This is a genomic window from Dietzia sp. IBK-p2-15D, assembly GCF_057773105.1.
On the sequence record NZ_JBYMTK010000008.1, the window covers coordinates 133133 to 154837 of the forward strand.

Annotated in this window: 18 protein-coding genes and 1 tRNA gene; 11 read left to right on the forward strand and 8 right to left on the reverse strand. The window is 68.3% G+C overall.

What is annotated here, in order from left to right:
• Nucleotides 1–22: 22 nt before the first annotated feature.
• A tRNA-Asp gene (locus AC3DEV_RS12120) sits at nucleotides 23–96 on the forward strand.
• A gap of 57 nt (nucleotides 97–153) precedes the next feature.
• On the opposite strand, the gene AC3DEV_RS12125 is transcribed toward AC3DEV_RS12120, so the two are convergent.
• Nucleotides 154–1011, reverse strand: a complete 858-nt coding sequence (locus AC3DEV_RS12125; protein WP_488372271.1) for a T3SS (YopN, CesT) and YbjN peptide-binding chaperone 1 — start codon at nucleotides 1009–1011, stop codon at nucleotides 154–156.
• Nucleotides 1012–1015: 4 nt separating this feature from the next.
• The gene (locus AC3DEV_RS12130; protein ID WP_096906307.1) at nucleotides 1016–1606 is read right to left on the reverse strand and encodes an HD domain-containing protein; all 591 of its coding nucleotides are present in this window, start codon (nucleotides 1604–1606) and stop codon (nucleotides 1016–1018) included.
• A gap of 210 nt (nucleotides 1607–1816) precedes the next feature.
• Here AC3DEV_RS12130 and AC3DEV_RS12135 point away from each other — a divergent pair, with 210 nt between their 5' ends.
• Genes AC3DEV_RS12135 through AC3DEV_RS12145 form a run of 3 tightly spaced genes read left to right on the forward strand, consistent with a single transcriptional unit; the run spans nucleotide 1817 to nucleotide 3331 of the window.
• The gene (locus AC3DEV_RS12135) at nucleotides 1817–2125 is read left to right on the forward strand and encodes a hypothetical protein (RefSeq protein WP_488372272.1); all 309 of its coding nucleotides are present in this window, start codon (nucleotides 1817–1819) and stop codon (nucleotides 2123–2125) included.
• Complete coding sequence (locus tag AC3DEV_RS12140) at nucleotides 2122–3099, forward strand: WXG100 family type VII secretion target (RefSeq protein ID WP_488372273.1); 978 nt, start codon at nucleotides 2122–2124, stop codon at nucleotides 3097–3099. The genes AC3DEV_RS12135 and AC3DEV_RS12140 overlap by 4 nt, the downstream gene beginning before the upstream one ends.
• A 1-nt stretch (nucleotide 3100) precedes the next feature.
• Nucleotides 3101–3331 (forward strand): hypothetical protein, encoded by a 231-nt coding sequence (locus tag AC3DEV_RS12145; RefSeq protein ID WP_396468314.1) that lies wholly within the window; start codon nucleotides 3101–3103, stop codon nucleotides 3329–3331.
• Nucleotides 3332–3340: 9 nt separating this feature from the next.
• On the opposite strand, the gene AC3DEV_RS12150 is transcribed toward AC3DEV_RS12145, so the two are convergent.
• The 3 genes from AC3DEV_RS12150 to AC3DEV_RS12160 all read right to left on the reverse strand — a co-directional run bounded on the left by AC3DEV_RS12150 (nucleotide 3341) and on the right by AC3DEV_RS12160 (nucleotide 5908).
• Complete coding sequence (locus AC3DEV_RS12150; RefSeq protein WP_488372274.1) at nucleotides 3341–4399, reverse strand: NAD(P)-dependent alcohol dehydrogenase; 1059 nt, start codon at nucleotides 4397–4399, stop codon at nucleotides 3341–3343.
• A gap of 244 nt (nucleotides 4400–4643) precedes the next feature.
• Nucleotides 4644–5261 (reverse strand): hypothetical protein, encoded by a 618-nt coding sequence (locus tag AC3DEV_RS12155; RefSeq protein ID WP_096906302.1) that lies wholly within the window; start codon nucleotides 5259–5261, stop codon nucleotides 4644–4646.
• Nucleotides 5219–5908, reverse strand: a complete 690-nt coding sequence (locus AC3DEV_RS12160; RefSeq protein WP_143337721.1) for a hypothetical protein — start codon at nucleotides 5906–5908, stop codon at nucleotides 5219–5221. The genes AC3DEV_RS12155 and AC3DEV_RS12160 overlap by 43 nt, the downstream gene beginning before the upstream one ends.
• A gap of 180 nt (nucleotides 5909–6088) precedes the next feature.
• Here AC3DEV_RS12160 and AC3DEV_RS12165 point away from each other — a divergent pair, with 180 nt between their 5' ends.
• From AC3DEV_RS12165 to AC3DEV_RS12175, 3 genes are read left to right on the forward strand one after another with little or no spacing between them, the layout of a single operon-like run.
• Complete coding sequence (locus tag AC3DEV_RS12165) at nucleotides 6089–8062, forward strand: DNA-binding protein (RefSeq protein WP_488372275.1); 1974 nt, start codon at nucleotides 6089–6091, stop codon at nucleotides 8060–8062.
• Complete coding sequence (locus AC3DEV_RS12170; protein ID WP_488372276.1) at nucleotides 8062–9672, forward strand: class I SAM-dependent DNA methyltransferase; 1611 nt, start codon at nucleotides 8062–8064, stop codon at nucleotides 9670–9672. The genes AC3DEV_RS12165 and AC3DEV_RS12170 overlap by 1 nt, the downstream gene beginning before the upstream one ends.
• Complete coding sequence (locus tag AC3DEV_RS12175; RefSeq protein ID WP_488372277.1) at nucleotides 9669–10859, forward strand: restriction endonuclease subunit S; 1191 nt, start codon at nucleotides 9669–9671, stop codon at nucleotides 10857–10859. Before AC3DEV_RS12170 ends, AC3DEV_RS12175 begins: the two co-directional genes overlap by 4 nt.
• A gap of 78 nt (nucleotides 10860–10937) precedes the next feature.
• Here the strand turns inward: AC3DEV_RS12175 and AC3DEV_RS12180 are convergent, their stop codons facing one another.
• Complete coding sequence (locus AC3DEV_RS12180) at nucleotides 10938–12662, reverse strand: RNA/DNA-binding domain-containing protein (protein WP_488372278.1); 1725 nt, start codon at nucleotides 12660–12662, stop codon at nucleotides 10938–10940.
• A gap of 141 nt (nucleotides 12663–12803) precedes the next feature.
• Between AC3DEV_RS12180 and AC3DEV_RS12185 the strand changes: the two genes are divergently transcribed.
• The 4 genes from AC3DEV_RS12185 to AC3DEV_RS12200 are packed head-to-tail and all read left to right on the forward strand — an operon-like array spanning nucleotide 12804 to nucleotide 19162.
• The gene (locus AC3DEV_RS12185) at nucleotides 12804–16019 is read left to right on the forward strand and encodes a type I restriction endonuclease subunit R (protein WP_488372279.1); all 3216 of its coding nucleotides are present in this window, start codon (nucleotides 12804–12806) and stop codon (nucleotides 16017–16019) included.
• A gap of 60 nt (nucleotides 16020–16079) precedes the next feature.
• Nucleotides 16080–17738 carry an AMP-binding protein gene (locus tag AC3DEV_RS12190; protein ID WP_488372280.1) on the forward strand — a complete coding sequence of 553 codons (1659 nt, stop codon included), beginning with the start codon at nucleotides 16080–16082 and terminating at the stop codon, nucleotides 17736–17738.
• A complete protein-coding gene (locus AC3DEV_RS12195) occupies nucleotides 17738–18748 on the forward strand; it encodes an LLM class flavin-dependent oxidoreductase (protein WP_488372281.1) in 1011 nt (336 codons plus the stop codon). The genes AC3DEV_RS12190 and AC3DEV_RS12195 overlap by 1 nt, the downstream gene beginning before the upstream one ends.
• A gap of 30 nt (nucleotides 18749–18778) precedes the next feature.
• Nucleotides 18779–19162: a DoxX family protein gene (locus AC3DEV_RS12200; RefSeq protein WP_205475688.1), complete on the forward strand. Its 384-nt coding sequence runs from the start codon at nucleotides 18779–18781 to the stop codon at nucleotides 19160–19162.
• A 78-nt stretch (nucleotides 19163–19240) separates the two neighbouring features.
• Here the strand turns inward: AC3DEV_RS12200 and add are convergent, their stop codons facing one another.
• Nucleotides 19241–20233, reverse strand: a complete 993-nt coding sequence (gene add, locus AC3DEV_RS12205) for an adenosine deaminase (protein ID WP_488372282.1) — start codon at nucleotides 20231–20233, stop codon at nucleotides 19241–19243.
• Nucleotides 20230–21699 (reverse strand): alanine/glycine:cation symporter family protein, encoded by a 1470-nt coding sequence (locus AC3DEV_RS12210; protein WP_488372283.1) that lies wholly within the window; start codon nucleotides 21697–21699, stop codon nucleotides 20230–20232. The genes add and AC3DEV_RS12210 overlap by 4 nt, the downstream gene beginning before the upstream one ends.
• Nucleotides 21700–21705 lie beyond the last annotated feature (6 nt).

Genomic DNA, 21705 nt, shown 5'->3' on the forward strand with positions numbered 1-21705 from the left:
TCCTACCCCGTGCCACGAGCACGGCCCTGTGGCGCAGTTGGTTAGCGCGCCGCCCTGTCACGGCGGAGGTCGCGGGTTCGAGTCCCGTCAGGGTCGCCGCAGAGAGCCGATGCATTCGGTCCACGCCGAACGCACCGGCTTTCGTCTGTGCGGCTACCGGGGCCCCAGCCTCGCGGCGATCGCGTCCCGCGTCGAGGAGAACGTGAACAGGAAGTGTTCGAGCGCTACCTGGGCGTGGCGGGGGAGCAGCGGGGCGACCGGCACGGTGGTCCGCTGCAGGACGTGCCGGCCGTCGAGGATCCACGACGTGCGTTCGTCGTCGAGATTGAGTCGAGCCAGCTCGAGCGCCGCGTCGGACCTGGAGCGCACTCCCCGCACGACCCACGCCCAGATGCGTGCGTACGGCTCGTCCTCGGCGAATGAGATGTGCATCCGGTGGCCGACGTGGTCGAAGACGATGGCCCCGTGGTCGTCGACCACGCAGGCCCGTCCCGTGACTCTCTCGACGATCGCCTCGAACCGTTCCCGGGCGTCCTCGTGGTCGGCCACCTCCACCGCCATGTCGATGGGGTTCGGGTGGTCGGCGGGGTCGTTGCCGATGGGGATCGAGTCGGTGCGGAGCAGACGCAGCGGTCCGGTGTGCCGCCCGACCGTGCCCTGGCAGCGCAGGGTCAGCAGTTGGGGGTGCGGTACCCCGAGCCGGTCGCGGCAGGCATCGACGACCGCGCGGGCGATGGTGCCGGGCGCGGTGGGGGAGGTGTGGGCGATCATCTCCTCCACGAGGGGGTGACCGGCGAGGCGCACGGTCACCCAGGTGCGCTCGCCGCCGGGCGCGAGGTGGACGACGCACCGCCCCCGCGTTCCGGACGCCTCGGACGGGGCGGTGAACTCCATCGCGCCGACCGCCCCCGGCCTGCGGAGATGGCCGGCCAGGGTTGACTCGAAACCGTCCCAGGGGTCCTCCGCCGGACGCAGCGGCGCGCTGCCCGGGCCGGAGAGCTGGTCGCGCATGGCGTCATCCCACCGGGGCGAGGGCGGCCACGTCGTCGACCGCCCGGCGGAGTTCTCGCGAGGCGGTGCAGTCACCGAGCCGTTCGGCGACGGCGTCGGCGATCGCGCGGTAGAACCACAGTTTCTCCTCCGGCCCGGCGTTGAACAGGCCCCACATGTCACCGCCCAGCCGCTCGTGCGCGGTGACCATCGAGCGCAGGTTGTGGATCTTGTCGGCGGCCGAGATGAGCAGGCACTCGTGGGAGTCCTCGGCCAGTCGCGCGAGGTAGCCCTCCTTGCGCACCCGCCACGGCGGGGTCTCCTCACCGGCGGTCTTCTCCTCCGACACGCCGCGGACGAGTTCCGTGACCCGCTCGCCGAACTCGGCGGTCATGTCGTCGGCCGAGTACACCGATGGCGGCACGTCCTCCAGGACGTCGTGCAGCAGCGCTGCGACCGCCACGTCCTCGTCGGCGGTGAAGTCGGAGACGATCAGCGCCACCGCGACCGGGTGGGCGATGTAGGGCGTCGGGTCGTCCTTGCGGGTCTGGCCGGCGTGGCAACGAGCGGCGACCGCGAGCGCGCGGTCGAGGGTGGGGGTCCAGGTGAGCGACATGGTGCACTCCTCGAGGGAGAGGTCCCGACGCCGGGCGACGCCGCCGGGTCGTGGGTGGAACCGGCGGTGACCGGTGTCCCTCCCACACTCCCGAGTACACACCACGGGTACGACACGGGGGAACCGATCGGCGTGGGGCGCGCGTCGTACATGGTGAGGACGCCACGGGGGCGTCCCGGTAGTAGACCGGAACGACGACGAGGAGGGCTCGTGCCCGACGGGACGATCAGGGCGGATGCCGGGAAGATCGCGAGCGCGGTCTCGGTGTTCCGCGACTGCGGGGAGGCGGCCGCGGAGGTGACGTTTTCCGAGGTCACGGCACGTCTGGGCGGCGGTCTTCCGGGCGGGTCGGCGATCGAGCAGGCGGTGGACCGGGCGTGCGGTGCTGCCGCGGTGTGCGCCTCGAGAATCGCGGGTCGGCTCGGGGGCCTGGCCGACTTCGCTGCCGAGGCGCACCGGTTCCTCGAGGCCGAGGATGAGGACTTCGCGGCTCTCCTCGCAGCGGTGGCCCGGCGGTGAGCTGGACAGTCGGCGACATTCGTCGTTGGGACGTGTCCGCATTGGCGGGCGCCGGCGGCGAGGTCGGGCGGCAGGGCTCCGTGGCGGAGGGCATCCGGAGGAACCTGGTCGACGGTGCGGTGGAGCTGGATGATGGCTGGGACGGGGAGGCCGCTGACGCCGTTCTCGACACCGTGGAACGTGAGAAGTCGCACGTCAGCGGGCTGGCTGACGGACTCGAGGATCTGGCTGATGCTCTCCGGAGCTCGCACGCTGCGCTGGGGCCGGCAGTTCAGGCGGTTCGAGATCGGATCGCCGATGCCGAGGCAGCCGGACTGCAGGTGGGTGAATCGTCGGTGCGTCCGTTGTCTGGTCGCGACGACATCGATCAATCGACGGTCGATGAGCATGCGGAGGCGATCAGCTCCGCGGTCGACACCGCGCGCTCCCTCGATGAGCACTACGGGCGCGAGATCGACCAGATCGCCGCCCGGCTGCACGCCGCGATCCCACCCGAGGTCGACCGGTCGCCGATCCCGGGCCCGGACGACCCGTGGCCGGGTCGCGGTGTGGACGCGATGACGGGGGCCGCGTCTCGGGGCTATCCGGACGTCGCCGATGAACTCGATCCACTGACGCGGGGGAAGCACATGCTCAACCCGGCCCCGGACGACTTCGGCAGAGCCGCGGCAACGGGGTTGCGGGGACTCGGTAGGGTCGCCGGTCCGGTCGGTGGCGGGCTTACGGTGTACGACGGCGTGAAGGCCCACGCCGAGGGAGAGACCTCGGTTGGCGAAGCAGTATGGGAGACCACTGGTGCACTGGGTGGCGGAATGCTCGGTGGTGCCGCGGCCGGCGCGGTCGCAGGGTCGATGTTCGGGCCGGTGGGCACGTTCATCGGTGCGGGGATCGGCGCTGCCGTGGGGACCTACCTGGGTCAGAAAGCTGGAGACGTAGTGCACGAAGGGCTATTCGATGAACGTTCGGACGAGTGACATGGCGACGCGGGACGATGACGGACAACGTGAACCACTCGGGAACCGGGAGGGTCCGTACGAACACCCGGCCCTCGAACCCGAGACCGGCTATTGGGCGGGTCGATGGCTCGAGTTCAAGCGACTGTTCGCCCGCTCGTGGAACGACGGGTACACCAAGGAGACCGTCATCCTCTGCGCCATCGTCTGGGCGGTGATGGCTTTCGGGATGACGTTCCTGGGCTGGCGCTGACTCCGTTCCTTAGAACGTCTTGGCGTCGATCACGAACCGGTACCGGACGTCCGAGCTCACGACGCGGTCGTACGCCTCGTTGATCTTGTCCGCCGAGATGAGCTCGATGTCGGCCGTGATCCCGTGCTCGGCGCAGAAGTCGAGCATCTCCTGGGTCTCGGGGATCCCCCCGATCATGGACCCGGTGAGGATCCTGCGCCCGGCGGCGACGGACCCGGCCCGCACCGACATCGGCTCGGTCGGGATGCCGATGTTGACCAGCGCTCCGCGCGGCTTGAGCGTGGCGAGGAACCGGTCCATCGGCAGGCTCGCGGAGACGGTGTTGAGAATGACGTCGAAGGTGCCGCGGAGCTCGCGGAGCGTGGCCTTGCCCTCGTCGCCGGCGGTCGCGTAGTGCTCCACGGCGCCGTACTTCAGAGAGTCGTCCCGCTTGGAGGTGGTCTGCGACAGGACCGTCACCGCGGCGCCCATCGCCACCGCGAGCTTCACGCCGACGTGGCCGAGTCCGCCCATGCCGATCACCGCGACCTTGGTGCCCGGGCCGACGTTCCACTGCTTCAGCGGCGAGAACATCGTGATCCCCGCGCACAGCAGCGGCGCCGCCGCGGCCGGGTCGAGCCCCTCCGGTACGGACACCACCATCGGCTCCTCGACCACGATGTGGGTCGAGTAGCCGCCGTTCGTCACCGGGCCCTCGGGGTCGCCCTCGGGCAGCGGGGAGCCGTAGGTCGCGACCGACCCGCGCTCACACTCCTGTTCCTGGCCGGCCTGGCAGGAGGCGCACTCGTGGCAGGCGCCGACCAGGCACCCGACGCCCACGCGGTCGCCCACCGCGTGCCGGGTGACCTCGGAACCGACCTCGCGGACGATGCCGATGATCTCGTGCCCGGGCGCCACGGGATAGGTGGTCTGCCCCCACTCGCCGCGCACGTGATGGATGTCGGAGTGACAGATGCCGGCGTACTCGATCTCGATGAGCACGTCGTCCGGGCCGGTGTCCCGACGTCGGATCGTGGTCTTCTCCAGGGGTGCGTCCGGTGCGGTGGCGGCGACGGCGGCGACGTCCATGTGTGGTCTCCCTCGGGTCGAGTCAGGTGTGCACGCCACAGTAGAGAAAGTTCGGCATCCGCCGCCGCCACGACATCTGCGGCCGCGACGGCGAAGGAATACGACAACGCCCTCCCGATCAGGCCGGGCACGACTCCCGAAGGATGCGTACCGCCATGTCAGAAGGGCAATGCGTCGATTAGCAGCGGGCCGGGATACCCGGCTACGTCAGTTGAGCGACGAGCCGGGCCCCCGGTCCAGGTGGTCAGCTCCCGAGGCTGCCGAACACGTCGACGCTGCCCAGATTGACGCTCCCGGTAGTGGTCACCGAGAAGTTCCGGAAGTGAATCTCGACCGGGTACTGGACGTCCGCGAGAGTCGAGATCTCATCGGTTGCAGCGAGGGGCGCGATGCTGTCTTCGGTGACGCAGATCGACGTGGCGACGTAGTCCCCGTCGTCCAGGCCCGGCACGCTGACCTTGTGAGGACTCACGTAGGCCCCCTCCTCGTCCAGTAGGTCACTGGACTCGTTGACCACGACGCGCAGGTCGGATTCCTTCGTGGGCCAGACCGGATTCCTGAACAGGTCCTCGAAGAAGGTCTCGTTCCAGGTCTCGGGGTCGATGTCCTTCTCGCTGATCGCACCCTCGACCACCAGAGGCCCGACGCAGGCCATGTTCTCGGGGGCGGTGACCGTGAAGTTCGCCGTGGTGCCGTTGACGTTCACGGCGAGGTCAGGTGAGTCGATCTTGATGATGTCAGTGGGGTCGACGGGGTCGACCAACTGCGCCTGGGCGATGGCCGGCGCGAGGAACGAGCCGGCGCCCAGGAGGGCGGCAGTCACGGCAGCGGTGCCGTACGTACGGAGGGAGGTCGAGGACATGGGAAGTCTCCTTGGTGAAGTGAGTAGTCGGGAGCCGATGCGGCCCTGAGGCCTTCGGGTGTGAGTGCGTGCTGGTCTGCCGGAGGGGAGCGCGGCAGAACGTCCGTTGGGGCGTCGCCGGGCCGGCTCGGCTGGCCCCCTGCGGCGCTTCGTGTGGGTGAGTGCATACCGACACTCGCCGTGTCGACCACGGACGAGGTCGCTTCCCGGTAGAGGCCGTCATGGACGAGACTGAAGACTGCAGGTATTGCGGCGGCGAGGGCGACCACGGCGAGCCGGCGCCGTCTGGTTAGTCCCAGCTTGAGTGCCAGGACCACGGAGGCTGCGGCGACCAAGAGCGCGGTGCCGAGACCGGCCACGACAGCCCCGGTCGCGCTGGAGATATGCCGTAGCGATCCGTACAGCAAGTCGATGTGCCAGCTCAGGCCGAGGAACACGACCGCGAAGGCGCCGGAGATCAGGCCCACACCGACTGCTGCCTCGACCGGGTTCGGCAAACTCATGCGGACGAGCGCCCTACACGCTTCAAGTGCGGCCAGTACAAGGAAGACTGTCAGGACGGGTATGGCGATCGCCCCGAGGTAGTGAAGCCACCATTCGAGGAGGCTCCAATCCGTGAGGTGGTCGACCGTGAGGGCGTTGTTCACGAGTGACCTCCGAGGGATCGAGTGCGGTTGGCTTCCCCGGAGACCTTTCCTCGACATAGCGCGTGGGTGATAACGGCTAAGAGGAAAAGGGGACTTATCGGCAAGAGGGTATGGTCCGGTCGATATCGGCTGTAGCGTCGTCTACATCGCAGACCTGACGGACCGAACGGAGGTGACCCCGTGGAGACGCTGACCATGCAGCAGATCGCCGACCTCGCCGGTGTGAAACGCCCGGTCGTCTCGGTGTGGCGCTCCCGGTCAGCCGGATCGGAGCATCCCTTCCCTGCCCCGGTGGACCCGGCGCGGCTGGTGTTCTCCGCGAACGAGGTCGGCCGCTGGCTGCGCGTCACCGGCCGGGGGAACAATCCGGACGCGCACGAGGATGCGGCGCTGTTCTCGTCGCTGATGGACCGGGCGGCCTCGCAACTCGACGACGCCTCGGCGCTACTCCTGCTCCACGCGCTGTCCGGTGCGCCACTGGCTGACCAGAGCCGCGACGACCTTGCGACGCTTCCGGTGGGGCACGCAGTCGAGTCGGTTCTGTCCGTGGCGCAGGCGGATAGGGCACTGCGTGACAGCGACCTGGTCGCGTGCGTCGATCGCCTTGCCGAAGCCGGCATCACTGCGACACGGGTTCTCGAACGGTTGGCGCAGCGTCAGGAGGCCAAGGACGCGCCGCTCGCCTCGGAATCGCTCACCAGCACGGGCGACGCGCTGGCGTGTGAGGTGGTCGCGGCGCTGGCCGACGACTCCGAGAGGGCACTCGTGCCGTGGGGTCCGGGCGGGCTGCGTCTGCTCGCGAGCGTGGTGGCCAGGTCTTCGGAGTCGGATCGGCCGCGCGTCGTTGCGCCGGATGACCCGGCCGGGCCGGTGGATCGACTGCTCTGGCGGTACCTCGCCGCACTCGGCACTCGCCTGGAATCGGCGACGGCCGGTTCGGCCACCCTTCTCGTCGGGCAGTGGGCGGCAATTCCCCGGGACCGGACTGAGAGCTTCTTCGACACGATCGACAACGTGGTGCTGGGCCTGGAGCCGGGCAGCGTTGCGGTGGTGTTCGCTCCCGCCCCGCTGCTGGTCGACGAGTTGCCGGGGACGGACCATCGGCGGCGGATCCTGAGCGGGACAGGCGGCGACTATGTGGCGCCCCTGCGCTACGTCGCTCGCCTGCCGCGGGGATTGTGCCGGTTCGGTGGCCGTCGTCGGATGGCGCTGTGGGTGCTGGGGGAGTCAGGCGACACTGCCGGTGCGCGGAGTTTCACGACATTCGGGGAGCATTCGGCCCATGCGCTCGATATGCGGGAGAACCGTGCTCTCGCCTCTGACGTGGTGGCGGCTCTCCGCGGAGGCGCCGCACGGCGTAGTCACGCGTTCCTGCGCAGCGAGCACCGGCTCACCGAGGCGGTGGTGGCCAGGCCTGCACTCGCGCTGCCGGTCACCACCGACGTCGCGGAGGACGGCGGTGATGCGCTGGCCCGCCTGTGGGAGAAGCGCGACGCGTCGGCGTCCGGGGTGCTCGACGGGGTCGAAGTGGTGGCGGCCGGATCTGCGGCTGACCACTCCCTGCCGTGGAGAGCGGCGACCACGGGCAAGCACCGGCCGGCCCGGGTGATCACGGGCGTGCGCATCCCCGCGGAGGTCTTCGCGGCGGGTCCGGGCGGCATCGGGGTGATCGGCCCGGATGAGGTGCGTGGCCAGTGCGCGATCGGGTCGAGGTCGGTCGATCTGGTGGAGTTGGTCCGGCGCGCACCTCGGTTCCGGCTCACGGAGCCGGGCGACGTGGTGTTTACGACGACGAGGGGGCCGGCCGCGATCATCGACGCAGTCGGCGGCAATGCCGTTCAGGCGCCGGCCCGGATCCTGCGGTGTCTGGAACCGGTCGAGGGATCGCGACGTATTCTTCCCGAGCTCGCGGTTCGAGATATTTCGGCTGCGCGGGGATCGGATTGCCGTTCCTGGCGGCTGCGCACCGTCGTCGTCGACGCCTGTAGCCCCTGGCGCACGGTGGCGGCACGGGCCGCCGAGCACCGGGCACGGCTCCTGGCCGAATTGAGTGCGCTCGACGCGCTCACCACTGAACTTTCCGACGGACTCGCGGCGGGCACGCTGCGCATAGCCCACAACTACTCAGATCAGAACTACGAGGAGAACGCCTGATGGCGAAAGTGTTGGTTCCGGTGCCGCTGGAGGCATCGACCCCCAAGGAACTCAAGGACACGCTGTGGAAGGCGGCGGACAAGCTCCGTGGGTCCATGGATGCGTCGCAGTACAAGGACGTCGTGCTGGGGTTGGTGTTTCTCAAGTATGTCTCGGACGCGTTCTCCGAGCGGCGCGACGCGATCCGCGAGGAGTTGGCCGGTGAGGACGAGGCCTACCTCGCGGAGACGCTCGAGGACGCCGACGAGTACCTGGGCTCGGGCGTGTTCTGGGTGCCCGCCGAGGCCCGCTGGGAATACCTCTCGCGGCACGCCAAGGGAATCCCGGCGTCGTCGACCAACGACGCGCAGTCGATCGGTGAGCTGATCGACGCCGCGATGCGCGCGTTGATGCAGGCCAACGAGTCGCTGGTGGGCACGCTGCCGGTGTTGTTCGGTCGCGACAATGTCGAGCAGCGCCGACTGGGTGAGCTGGTCGACCTGTTCAACGCGGCGCGATTTACCGGCGGCGGCGCCTCCAAGGCACGGGATCTGCTCGGGGAGGTCTACGAGTACTTCCTGGACAAGTTCGCCAAGGCAGAGGGCAAGCGCGGCGGCGAGTTCTACACCCCGCCCGTGGTGGTGCGGACGCTGGTGGAAATTCTCGAACCGCATTCGGGGCGCGTGTACGACCCGTGCTGTGGGTCGGGGGGCATGTTCGTGCAGACGGAGAAGTTCCTCGAGGGGCACAAGGAGGATCCGACCAACGTCGCCGTGTACGGGCAGGAGCTCAACGAGCGTACGTGGCGGATGGCCAAGATGAACCTGGCGATCCACGGGATCGACTCGCAGGGCCTGGGCTCGCGCTGGGGCGACACCTTTGCCCGGGACATCCATCCGGACATGCAGGCCGACTATGTGATGGCCAACCCGCCGTTCAACATCAAGGACTGGGCGCGACGCGAGGACGATCCGCGCTGGGTTTACGGAGTGCCGCCCAAGCGCAACGCCAACTACGCGTGGATGCAGCACATCCTGTCCAAGCTGGCGCCTAACGGCGAGGCCGGCGTGGTGATGGCCAACGGGACCATGACCACCTCGACCAGCGGCGAGGGCGACATCCGCAAGGCGATGGTCGAGGGTGACGTGGTGCAGTGCATCGTGGCCCTGCCGGGGCAGTTGTTCCGGGCGACGGGGATCCCGGTGTGCGTGTGGTTCTTCGCGAAGAACAAGGCCGCTGGCAAGGGCGGTTCGGTGGATCGTCGAGGGCAGGTGCTGTTCATCGACGCCCGCGAGCTCGGCCACATGATCGACCGCGTGGAGCGCACGCTGAGCGAGGAGGACCTGCAGCGCATCGCCGAGACGTTCCGCTCCTGGCGGGGCCGCCCCTCTGCGGCGGGCGAGTACGCGGACGTGGCTGGCTTCTGTAAGTCGGCCACGCTCGAGGAGATCAAGGCCGCCGGCTACGCGCTCACCCCGGGCCGCTACGTGGGCGTGCCCGAGGCGGAAGAGGACGACGAACCGATCAACGAGAAGATCGCGCGGCTCACCGGCGAGCTGACCGCTGCGTTGGATGAGTCGGCGCGGTTGGATGCCGTTGTTCGCGAGCAGATGGGGAGGCTGGGCCAGTGACCAAGTACATTCCACTGTCAGAGGTCGCAGAGCACCGGGGTTTCGCATCGGGACCGTTCGGATCAAATCTTGTCTCGAAGGACTACGCAGATAGCGGAGTTCCAGTAATCCGCGGAAGCAATATGCTCCCGTCTGCTGTTGTTGGAGGCGAGTTTGCTTTTGTGACGAAAGACAAGTTCCTGCGGGATCTAAAGTCAAACTCTGCCATGACGGGTGATCTGATCTTCACTCAGCGTGGCACCCTTGGACAGGTCGCAATAGTTCCGAAAGGTTTTGACGGCCCGTTAGTTGTTTCCCAGAGCCAAATGAGGTTGAGGGCGGATGCAACTAGGTTTGACACGCGCTTTGTTCTGGCTGCCTGTAGATCTGACCATTTTAAGAGGCAGATCGCGGACCGCGCGATCACTGGGGGCGTCCCCCACATCAACTTGGGCATCCTTAAAGAGCTGACTATCCCGGCATTGCCGCTGGATCAGCAGCGAGCTATCGGAGAGGTCCTCGGCGCGCTGGACGACAAGATCGCTGCGAATCGCGACGCGAGCAACCGTGCAGAAGAACTAGCAGTTGCTTTGGCGAGCAAGTGCCACCAGCTCGTGAGGCTGGGTGAGGTTGCACAGCAACGCAGGTCTTCGGTGTCGCCGATGAAACTCGGCATGGAGGCGGTTCTGCATTACAGTTTGCCTGCGTTCGATGAGGGAAAAGCGACGCTGGAGTCTGCCGAAGATATTAAAAGCGCAAAAAACGAGATCGAGAATCCTGCTGTGCTGGTCTCGAAACTCAATCCGAGGATACCTCGATTGTGGCCCATTGATACCGCGTCTTCAGGCGTTCGTCGACTTGCGTCGACAGAGTTTGTCGTTCTTGAATCATCGGAACTAGCGGTCGGTGAGTTATGGGCCGCGATTCTCCATGGGGATGTATTCGGCCAGTTGCAGTCGATTGTGGGCGGCACTTCTAGCAGTCATCAGCGTGTGCGTCCACAGGACGTTCTGGATGCAGTGGTTCCAGACACACGCCACCTCGACCAGGCGCACCGAAAGCTGCTCGTGTCCCTATGTCGCCTAAGGAGCCAATTGGTCGAAGCGAACGACTCTCTCGCCCGAACCCGCGACGAGTTGCTGCCCCTACTCATGAACGGCCAGATCACAGCCAAGGACGCCGAGCGCGCCGTCGAGGGAGTGCTCTGAGTGGCAGCGGGGCGCCGCCGTAATCTGTCACGATCCGCGGAAGTTGAGGATCAGTGTCAGATTAGGGGAGTACCTAATCTAACAATCCCCAGGTCGCGTCTCGCGGGCTCCGGTATTCGGCTCCGGCAGCAGATACCGACGGTGTCTGCTCCGAGGCCCGGCGGTGGGAATCACCCTTCCGTCCTCGACGAGATGCCGGAGGACCGGTCGAAGAGCGTTCTTGGTGCGCCCCAGGGTCACGGAGAGCTCGGCAATCGACATCGGCGCTATTGGAGAAAGAGCGTTGAGCACTGCGAGCTCGGCACCGGTCGGCAGATCGGTCGCGCCCTTGAGCCCGAAGTCCTCTGGACCGATCGGTTCGAGAACGCCTTCAGTCACAAGGGATCGAAGTGTTCGACGAGCTTCATCCGAGTCCATGCCCACCATGTCCCGGGCCATTCCGACGCTGACATGCTTGTCTCGGCGCGCGATGGCAAGGAGTGCGTCCTCGCCCCGAGCGAGATCGCGACCGACTGTGTCTCGCGCCCATCGGCGGTGTGCCTCCGTGTCGGCTCCGTGCCGGCGGAGCTCGACCGTCACGCTGTCGGGAGTGATTGTGAAACGCGGTTCCTCCAGGGAACGCGCCCGCATCTCGTCGAACATGAGGGGGATGCCGCCGCCGCCACCCTCCGCTACGGTTCCGCCGGCGCCCAGCGAGGGAACCTTCTTGAGGAGTTGGACCAAGGCCTGATTCCGGCACCGGGACACCCCGTCGCCGATCGTGTCCTTTGTCTTTTGCCACAGCCCGCCCGGGCTGGTGACGGTAATCCGGTCAGGGTAGACGTCTACCGCCACGGCCTGTCCGAGAAACATGGGGTGGTACTCCCGATGGAGGACGGCATTGCCGATGGCTTCGCGAAGAACTCTCTCAGGAACCTCGAGCTCGTCCCTCCGCCCGGTGTCCTCGATGACCGAATAGGTGCGCAGGTTCTTCCGCACCGCCTGCACTGCCTCGTGGACGACCTCAGACAGCGGCCCGGAGCATTCGACACGGTCGGCGAACCGCAGTTGTGTGGAAGCAGACGACTTCTCCACGGTCGGGTGCACACTGACGTCCACGAAGAGCTGCGGGAAGTACTGCTGCGGATATTGTCCGACGGTGAGCAACCCGGCCAGCCGGACATTGCCGCTGCTGTCGGTGACATTGAGCCTGTTCAGCTTCCCAACGGTCGAATCGACGCCCTGCAGTGCCTTGGAACCCTCGCGGGCCGAAAGCAGCGTGCTTACCAGTTTGTCGTCAAGATCTCTCACGCTGCACTCGGCCACCACGGCGCGGTCCGCCTCCGACGGAGTGCATGCGGTTTGCAACTCGAAGATCTCGGTTCGGCTCAGCCGAATATCCTGATCGTCTTTCCGCTTGAAGCTTCCGGTTGCGACGCCCTTGCTCCTGATGTAACACGGCTTGGCGTCGATGGAATTCTCCGCGATCTCGATCGCGAGGGCCTGGCCACCATCCAAAGTGAACCGCCGGACTGTGTACTCCGGGGGCAGGGCAAGAAGCGCACCTCCGGAATTGCCATCCCCCATCCTGTCGATGAACTGATTGCACACGCGGTCGATCTCGAAGTCTTCGACCGCGGTGAATCCGCAGTCCTCACTGACGCCGAGAACTATGAGCCCGCCTGCAGTGTTGGCAAAGGCGCTGACCGACTTCCATACGGACGCTCCGAGTGCGTTCTTGGTCTCTTTGACCTCGGTGATCGCGTCGTCTGTGCCCTGAGCGCGCAGGCGTGCGATCACTGCATCGAAGTCGGACTGATCCACAGTGTTTCCCTTCACTGTTACTCACTGCAGAACAGTGTAGATCACTGCAGAACAGTGAGGAACAGTGAACTACAGTGAGCAACAGTGAAAGCCTCAGTGACTCCGCCTGCGGCCGCCGCATCACCCCGGAAGGATGACTCCATGACTTACGGCTGGTCCGAAGCCCAAGCCGAGCAGGGGATCCTCGACGCCCTCGCCGAGCGCGAATGGGAGCACCGCCCCGGGCCATCGCTCGCGCCCGGCTCGGGGGAGCGCGACTCGTGGCACGACATCGTCCTGCGGGGCACCCTCCTGCAGTCGCTGATCAACCTCAACCCGGACGTGCCTGAGGAGTACCTGCAGCAGGCCATGGCCGAGGTGATCACCCCCAAGTCGCAGGACGCCGTCACCGAGAACCACCGAATTCACCATGTCCTGCTTGACGGCTACAAGGGCCTTACTTACATCGACGACGACGGCCGTGAGGTCGCCCCGGTCATTCGCTTCCTGTCCGCCGACGCCTCGCGCAACCGGTACCACGCCGTGGACCAGGTGACCGTCCGCAGCCGCGAACACGAACGGCGATTCGACGTGGTGGCCTACGTCAACGGACTGCCGCTCGCGATTTTCGAACTCAAGAAGCCGGGCGCCAAGAACGCCACCGCTGAGCTCGCGTACAACCAGCTGCGCACCTATCTCCACGAATTCCCCATGGCGTTCCGCTTCGCCGTCGTCGTCGTCGCCACCGACGACCTCTCCGCCCGCTACGGCACGCCGTTCACCCCGTGGAACCACTTCGCGCCCTGGAACGTCGACGACGACGGCCGCCCCATGGCCCCCTTCACCACCCTCGAAGACTCCGCGGAACCCATCACCGAACTCGACCTCCTCGTCGACGGCGTGTTCAACGTCGAACGATTCGGCCAACTCCACCGCGACTTCACCGCCTTCGACGCCACCGAGTCCGGCCTGGTCAAACGCATCGCCAAGCCCCACCAGTACTTCGCCGTCACCAAAGCCGTCGGTGCCACCGTCCGCGCCGTGGACTCCGACGGCCGGGCCGGCGTCGTGTGGCACACCCAGGGCTCCGGCAAGTCCATGGAGATGGAGCTCTACACCGCCAAGATCATGCGGCACCCGCGACTGGCCAACCCCACGGTCATCGTCATCACCGACCGCACCGAGCTCGACTCCCAACTGTTCGACGGGTTCCAGATCTCCGACCTGCTCCCCGAGCAGCCGGTGCAGGTCCGCACCCGCGACGAGCTCCGGACGCAACTGGCGGACCGCCGCTCGGGCGGCATCTACTTCACCACCCTGCAGAAGTTCGGCCTGAGCAAGTCCGAACGCGACTCCGGAGCAACACACCCGCTGCTCTCGGACCGGCGCAACATCGTCGTCATCGCCGATGAGGCCCATCGCAGTCACTACGACAACCTGGACGGCTACGCCGCGCACCTCAAGAGTGCGTTGCCGCACGCGACCCTCATCGCCTTCACCGGGACCCCCATCACCGAGGGGGAGCGCGACACCCGCCGCGTGTTCGGCGCCGACATCGACGTCTACGACCTGCACCGGGCGGTGGAGGACGGCGCCACAGTCCCCGTGGTCTACGAACCGCGGCTGATCAGCCTGGCGCGTCTGCCGGGTGTGGACGACGAGTCGCTCGACGATGCTGCGGAGGAAGCACTGAGCGGCCTCGACGCCGCGGACGCCGAACGCCTCCAGCGCGCGGTGGCCAAGCTCGACACCGTCTACGGCGCCCCCGAGCGCATCCGCACCCTGGCCGCCGACCTGGTGACCCACTGGGAAACCCGCCGCGACGCCATGCGGCCCTTCCTCGGTGTCCCGGGCAAGGCGATGATCGTCTGCGCCACCCGATCCATCGCCGCGAACCTGTACCAGGAGATCGTCGCCCTCCGTCCGGACTGGCACTCCGACGCCGACGACACCGGCAAGGTCAAGGTGGTCTACACCGCCGACCCGGGCGACGAGGAGCACGTCACCAGGCATCTCCGGCGTCCGAGTGCGATCGCCGCGGTGAAGCAGCGGGTGAAGAACGCCGACGACGAGCTCGAGTTGATCATCGTCAAGGACATGATGCTCACCGGCTTCGACGCCCCGGCGCTGCACACGCTGTACGTGGACCGACCGCTCAAGGGGGCGCTGCTCATGCAGACCCTCGCCCGCGTCAACCGCACCTTCCGCGGGAAGCAGGACGGGCTGCTCGTGGGCTACGCGCCGCTCACCGACAACCTCTCCAAGGCATTGGAGGAGTTCACCCGCGAGGCCCCGGAGGGCGGCGACCGGCTCGTCGGCCGCACCTCCGAGGAGGCCGCGCAGATCGTGCTCGACCTGCTCGCAGGCGTGCGTGAGCTCATCGGTGACGAGTGGAAGGCGCAGTGGCACGCCAACGCCAAGACCGGCTGGCGTGATGCGCTCCTCACCGTGGTCACCCGCCTGCGGTCGCCGGGCACACCGGGAAACCGCGACGACGACGACCCGGACGCGCGCCCTCTCGCCGACCGCTTCCGCGACCTGTCATCCAAACTCGCGCGGGCATGGGCGCTGGCAGCGGGGAACGACTCCCTCGAAACGGTCCGACCCGAGGTGCGGTTCGTCGAAGAGGTCCGCGTCTGGATGCTCAAGCTCGACGCGCAACAGAAGATCGGCGCCGGAGAACTGGTCCCGGACGAGATCAAGCGCATTCTCGGCGAGCTGATCGTCGACTCCGCCGCGAGCACGGGCGTCGTCGACATCTATCGCGAGGCCGGACTGCCGCTTCCGCGGTTGGACACGCTCACCCCGCAGTGGGTTGAAGAGGCGCAGAAGCCCTCCAAGGCACACCTGGCGATCGAGGCGCTCAAGGCGACGTTGCTGGAGGAGGCCGCGACGGTCACTCACGGCAACGAGGTACGGCGCAGGCTGTTCTCCGAACGCGTCAACGAGCTCATGGTCAGGTACACCAACCAGCAGCTCACCGCCGCCGAGGTGATCGCCGAGCTGGTGGAGCTCGCCAAGGAGGTCAGCGCGGAGGCCGATCGCGGGCAGCGCTTCGAGCCGCCGCTGGAGAGCTATGAACTCGCGTTCTACGACGTGGTTGCGTTGAACGAGTCTGCGGTCGACGTCCTCGGCGACGACGTGCTGGCCGAGATCGCCCGCTCGATCGTCGCCACCATGCGTCGCGACATCCGCACCGACTGGACGGTCCGCGAGGACGTCAAGGCCAAGCTCCGCGCATCGGTCAAGCGGACGCTGCGCAAGTACAAGTACCCACCGGACAAGCAGCCCGAAGCAATTCAGCTGGTCATGCAGCAGATGGAAGCGCTGGCGCCGCGCTACGCGGAGGAATCGGAGGCAATCGCTGGGAGTTCCTGACGACCGTCAACCATGTGGCTATGATCCAGATCACACCGCCTCCCGTGAAGGAATTCCCACATGGCCGACACCGTCCGCGAACAACTCCGCCGCCACGCCGACTCCGAATCCGTCGCGATCCGCTACGACGACACCTCGATCACCTGGCGTGACTACCTCGCGGGCGCCGACGCCCGGGCCGGCGCCGTCACGGGGATGCTGGATCCCGCGCGGCCGCTCCACGTGGCCACGCTCCTGGAGAACACCCCGGAGATGCTCTACGCGTTGGCGGCCGGCGCGGCGGGCGGGTACGTCACCGTCGGGCTCAACGCGACCCGCCGCGGGGAGGGGCTAGCCCGTGACATCCGCAAGTCCGAGAGCCAGGTCATCCTCACCGACTCCGAGCTCAAGCCGCTGCTCGATGGCCTCGACCTGGGCGAGGTCAGCGTGATCGACACCGACTCCGACGAGTGGGCGGCGCTGGTGGCGTCGTCGTCCGCCCCCCAGGACCCGCCGTCGGTGGAGGCCATGGACCCGTTCATGCTCATCTTCACCTCGGGCACGTCGGGTGATCCGAAGGCGGTGCAGGTCGGCAACTTCACGGTGACGATGTCAGGGGAGAACCTCGCGCCGTCGTTCGGTCTGACCTCCGAGGACGTGCTGTACCTGTCCATGCCGTTGTTCCACTCGAACGCCATCATGAGCGGCTTCTCCCCGGCGATCGCGGCGGGCGCCACCATGGCGTTGGCCCGCCGGTTCAGTGCGACCCGGTTCGGGGACGACATCCGTCGCTACGGCGTGACGTACATGAACTACGTGGGCAAGCCGCTGGCCTACATCCTCGACACCCCGCCCCGCCCCGACGACGCCCAGACCACGCTCCGCGCCGCGTTCGGCAACGAGGCCGCGGCCAAGGACATCCCCGCCTTCGCGCAGCGGTTCGGGTGCGAGGTCCGCGACGCCTACGGCTCCACCGAACTCGCGGTGATCATCGTGCGGACCGAGAACTCGCCGCTGGCGTCGATCGGGGAACCGTTCCCGGGGGTCGCCGTGTATGACCCCGCGACCGGTCGGGAGTGTCCCCGCGCGATGTTCGACGACGACGGCGCCGTGACCAACCTCGACGAGTGTGTGGGCGAACTCGTCAACACCGAGGGGGCGGGGTTCTTCGCGGGCTATTACAACGACGACACGTCGACCTCCGACCGCATGAGGGACGGGATGTACTGGTCGGGCGATCTGGCCTACCGCGACGCGGACGGCTTCGTCTACCTGGCCGGGCGCAGCGGGGACTGGCTGCGCGTCGACGGCGAGAACATGGCCACCGGCATCGTCGAGGAGATCCTGCTGCGCAACCCGGCGGTCTCGCGGGTCGCCGTCTACGGTCTGCCCGATCCACGCGGGGTGGGTGACCAGCTCGCCGCGGCGATCGTCCCCCGCCACGACTCGGAGCTGGAGCCGGCCGCGTTCGAGCAGTTCCTCGCCTCGCAGCCGGACCTGTCGCCCAAGGCGTGGCCGCGCTGGGTCCGGATCTCCGTGGACCTGCCCACCACGGCGACCAACAAGATCCTCAAGCGGGAGCTCATCAGGCAGGGCGTGGGGGCCGCCGGCGCGGGCGGCTCGAGGGCAGGCAGCACAGGGACAGGCGATACCGGGGCAGGCGGGGCGCCGGCGGACACCTGGTGGGAGCGCGACGAGCGGGGCACCGCGTACACCGAGCTGGCCGGGGCGCGGGTGTAGTGGTCTACGTCGTCACGCGGTTCGACTTCCGCGCGCCGGGCGCCGGGCCGGAGGAGCGCCGGGACCGCTACCGCGCGGCCCTCGACATGGCCCGCTACGCCGAGGAGACCGGCCACGACGCCGTCAACCTCTCCGAGCACCACGCCTCGGAGGACGGCTATCTGCCGTCCCCGCTCATCGCGGCGTCGGCGGTCGCGGCCGTGACCAGCCGCGTCCCCATCACGGTGTGGGCGCTCATCGCGCCGCTGTACGACCCGGTCCGTCTCGCCGAGGACATCTCGGTCCTCGACCACCTCGCCTCGGGCCGGGTCAGCTTCACCTTCGGACTGGGCTACCGCCCGGTCGAGTACGCGCTGCACTCACGCGAGTGGGGAACACGGGGCGCCCGTCTCGACGCCCAGCTGGAGACCATCCTGGCCGCCTGGCGGGGCGAACCGGTCGGCGACGACCCGGCGGACGGTTCCCCGCGGTCCTCGCCCACCCCGAGGCCGTTCTCCGACCCCCACCCCCTCATCTTCCTCGGCGGTGGCGGGGCGGCCGCCCGGCGGGCCGGGCGACTCGGCATGCACTTCCAGCCGCAGGTCGACGATCCCGAGCTCACCGCGCTGTACCGGGCGGAATGCCTCGCCCACGGGCATCGGCCCGGCCTCGTCGTCGAACCCGTTCCCGGCCCCGCGACGGTGTTCTGCGCCGAGGATCCCGACCGGTTCTGGGCGCGGTACGGCCACCACCTCCTCGCCGACGCCCTCGGGTACCGCGCCTGGCAGACCGGCGCCGGCGACGCCGGCGGCACCCGCAACTCCTTCGTGCACTCCGACGCCCGCACGGTCGACGAACTGCGCGACGAGGGCGTCTACGTGGTGGCGACCCCCGACCAGCTGGTACGACTCGTGCGTGACGGCGACCTGGGGCTCATCACCACCCACCCGCTGTGCGGGGGGATCCCGATCGAGGCGGGCTGGGAGTCGCTCCACCTGCTCGGCGAGCGGGTCCTGCCCGAGGTCCGGTGAGCGGCCCGCCGCACCCGTAGTCTCGGGCGAATGAGCAACGCGACCACCCGCGGCACCGTCCGCTACTGGGCCATGCCCGCCGCCCTCGGCACGATGGGGGCGCTGCACTTCGTGGCGCCCCGGCCGTTCGACGGACTCATCCCGCCGGAGCTGCCGGGCAGTCGGCGCGCGTGGACCTACGGCTCGGGCGTCGTGGAGGTGGCGGTCGCCGGGCTGCTGGCCGCGCCCGCCACCCGGAAGCTGGGCGGCGCGGTCGCGACCGCACTGTTCATCGGCGTCTTCCCGGGAAACCTGCAGATGGTCCGCGCCTGGCGTCGCAAGCCCGTGTGGCCGTATCAGGTGATCGCGTGGGGCCGGCTCCCGCTCCAGGTGCCGATGATCCTCGCCGCCGACAGCATCCGCCGCGGCGCCTGACCCCACCCGGGCGCCTGACCCCACCCGGGCGCCTGACCCCACCCGGGCGCCTGACCCCGCCCGGGGTCCGCCCCGCGCTCAGTCGAGGCGCCAGGCCTCGATCCGGGCGAGCACGTCCCGCTTGACGTCGTCCGGCGCGAACGACGCCTCGATCGACGCCCGCGCCACCCCGACCAGCCGCGCCACCGACACGTTCATCCGCTCGTGGGCGGCCACGTATTCGTCCACGACATCCACACCGAACAGCAGCGGGTCGTCGGCGCCCAGAGAGCAGCGCACCCCGGCCTCGAGCAGCCGCGGCAGCGGGTGCTCCTCCAGCGAGGGGTACACGTCCAGCACGACGTTCGAGGTGGGGCACACGTCGAGGCAGGTCCCGCGCTCGGCCAGCAGCTCCAGCACCCGGGGGTCCTCCACCGCGCGGACGCCGTGCTGGATCCGGTCCACGCCCAGCTCGATCGCGGTGCGCACCTCGTCCGGGCCGGCGAGTTCGCCGGCATGGGGCACCACCCCGAGCCCGGCGTCGCGGGCGATCGCGAACGCCCCGGCCGCGTCGGCCACAGGGTTGCCGCGCTCGTCCGCGACCAGACCCACCGCGACCACGCCGCGGTCGGCGAACCGCGCGGCGAGCCGGGCGGCCTCCAGCGCGTGCTCGGGCCCGGCGCCGCGGTCGATGCTCACGATGGACCCGGTCCACACGCCGTGACGGCGCCCGGCGTCGGCCGCGGCCGGGAGGATGAACTCGAGCGCCTCCTCCGCTGAGCCGAACGCGACCGCCTTCTCGGGGATCGACGCGAACTCCAGCGCCACCACACCCTGCGCGGCGGCGTCGGCGACCACCTCGTCCAGTAGCCGCCCGAGCCGCTCCGGGGTGTGCAGCAGGTCGATGAGCAGGCCGTACGCGCCGAGGAACGCGGTGAAGTCCGCATACTCCACGAGCGGCGGCGCCTCGATGCCGTCCTCCGCGCACCACTGCCTCAGGGTGGCCTCGCGCATCGCCGCCTCGAGGTGCACGTGCAGGTGCGCCTTGGGCAGCGCGGTGAAGCGGTCGCGGGCGCTCGTGCCGGGGGTCATTCCTCGGCCTTGACCTCGCGGGCCTCGTCGGCGACGTGCTGGTGGGTCATGGGGTCGGTGCCGTCCCACGAGGAGACGTTCCGCGCCTTGGGCAGGTCGTCGCGGTGGAACACCGGGTTGTGGCCCTTGGCCCGCTGCTGCAGGTAGTGCTGCAGGAGCGCCACCGCGAGACCGCCGAGCGGGATGATCGCGATGAGGTTGATGGTGGCCATGACGCCCATGAACAGGTCGGCGAGGTTCCAGATGAGGTCGACCGAGCCCAGGCTGCCACCGAGGACGGCGAGCACCACGAGGATGCGGAAGGTCCGCAGTGCGGCGGGGTTGCCGCGCAGGAAGGTGATGTTGGCCTCGCCGTAGTACGAGTTGCCCAGGATGGAGGAGAACGCGAGGAAGAAGATGACCACCATGAGGAAGGGGACGCCCCAGTCGCCGACCGAGGCGGCCAGCGAGTCCTGGGTGAGCGTGATGCCCTCGCGGTCACCGCCGAACTCCGGGTTGGCCAGCAGGATGATGAAGGCGGTGGCCGAACACACGATGATGGTGTCGAAGTAGACGCCGAGCGCCTGGACGAGGCCCTGCTTGACGGGGTGGGAGACCGATGCGGTGGCGGCGGCGTTGGGCACCGAGCCCATGCCGGCCTCGTTGGAGAACAGTCCGCGGCGCATGCCCTGCATGATGGCCGCGCCGACCGCGGCGCCGGCGACCTCGCGGAGCCCGAGCGCGTGGCCGACGATGAGGGAGATCATCCCCGGGACCTCGGTGATGTTGAGGGCGACGACGACGAGGGCGACGACGATGTACGCCACGGCCATCACGGGGACCAGGATCTCGGTGACCGCGGACAACCGGCGGACGCCACCGAAGATTACGGCGCCCACGAGGAGGGCGAGGGCGATGCCGATGATCAGGCCCGGGGTGAAGCCCTCGAGGGAGAACTGGTTGCGGACGGACTGCGCGATCGAGTTGGCCTGGACGGCGTTGAACACGAACCCGTAGGTGACGGTGATGATCACGGCGAAGGCGATGGCCAGCGGCTTCCAGCCCAGCCCGTCGCGGATGTAATAGGCGGGCCCGCCCACGTAGGAGTCCTTGCCCTTGACCTTGTACAGCTGCGCCAGGGTGGACTCGACGAACGCGGTGGCGCCGCCGACGATGGCGAGGAGCCACATCCAGAACACCGCGCCCGGCCCGCCGACCGTGATCGCGATCGCGACGCCGGCGACGTTCCCGGTACCCACGCGGGAGGCGGCGGAGATGGTGAAGGCCCGGAAGGCGGAGATGCCCTTCTTGTCCTCCTCGATGTCCGACGGCTTCTCGAAGATCGCCCTGATCATCTCCGGGAACATCCGGATCTGGACGATGAGGGTGGTGACGGAGAAGTAGAGACCGGCGACGACGAGTAGCGCGATCACCGCGTACCAGTAGACGTCGTTGATGGACACGATGAAGTCGGTGACAGCGCTCACACGGTG